The organism is Providencia alcalifaciens DSM 30120 (genome assembly GCF_000173415.1).
In the GTDB taxonomy this organism is placed as follows: Bacteria; Pseudomonadota; Gammaproteobacteria; order Enterobacterales; family Enterobacteriaceae; genus Providencia; species Providencia alcalifaciens.
This window is the reverse complement of sequence record NZ_ABXW01000056.1, coordinates 1-942: the sequence shown is the minus strand read 5'-3', so window position 1 is coordinate 942 and position 942 is coordinate 1. Positions and strand designations below refer to the sequence as shown.

The window sequence follows — 942 nt, the reverse complement described above, 5'->3', positions numbered from 1 at the left end:
ATGCGCTTTTCGTAGTCGTCATTGATTTTAACTTGCTCATTAAAGTCATCATTTAGCTGCATATAGCTACTTTCTAATCTAGTGTGTTGATTTCTCAATTTGTCAAAATCATCAGTAACCCACCAAAGACAGAACAGCAAAATAATGCAAACAGCCATTAATGCTTTAATTAATATCGTCATTTTTGCAACCTGAATACTTGATAGCCTAGCCTTAACGCCCCTGACTCTTTTGTTATATCATCCCTTAATTGCAATGATTAACTGAGATATCCCCCATATGAACGGGATTAACCAGATAAGTAAAAATTTCCAATTTGGTAATTGCTTAATCATAAGTCGCAACTCCCTTATTAGTTTGCTAAAATCAATCACAGGTTCTCCCTGCCTCATTCAGGTGTAGAAATAGAAAAACCCGACTGCTCGCAACAATCGGGTTTTTTGCTTTAATATTCTGTTGTAATCAAGAATCGGTGAATTTTATCCTCCACCGATAATATATCACTTTTCAGCGAAATATTTTGCTATCACACTTCGTTGACTGACAACGCTGCATCACCAATCGGTAAAGGTCGATTATCAATATCTACCCCAGCCGGATAGCGATAACAAACTACACGGGATGTCTCAAACGCTTTGATGTTAACCGCATCGGACTGATTACCGCCCAATACCAGTAATAAGCCTGATTCTGTTTTGCCAACAACAAATCCGACATGCCCACCACCAGAACGCGCAAAAACGACAATGCAACCATATTTGGGCTCTGAAAGTTCCACGCCATAATCGATGTAAGAGCGAGATGAATCAGAACGGGTTGAACGAATGCCAGAACGTTCCAGCATGGCGTTAACAAATCCTGCGCACCATGGCACAATATCATCCGTTCCGACTAAGCCCGATAATTTGCTATCTCGCCAATACTGGTCTATTCGAGGATTAG

At 40.2% G+C, this 942-nt stretch carries 1 protein-coding gene and 1 pseudogene; both read right to left on the bottom strand.

Annotated elements, in window-relative coordinates; all coding sequences use genetic code 11:
- A pseudogene (locus PROVALCAL_RS19885) lies at nucleotides 1-182 on the bottom strand (hypothetical protein); the annotation flags it as partial.
- A 344-nt stretch (nucleotides 183-526) separates the two neighbouring features.
- Nucleotides 527-942, bottom strand: a 416-nt coding sequence (locus PROVALCAL_RS14700; protein WP_006660107.1) for a TIGR02594 family protein, incomplete at its 5' end; no start/stop codon positions are given.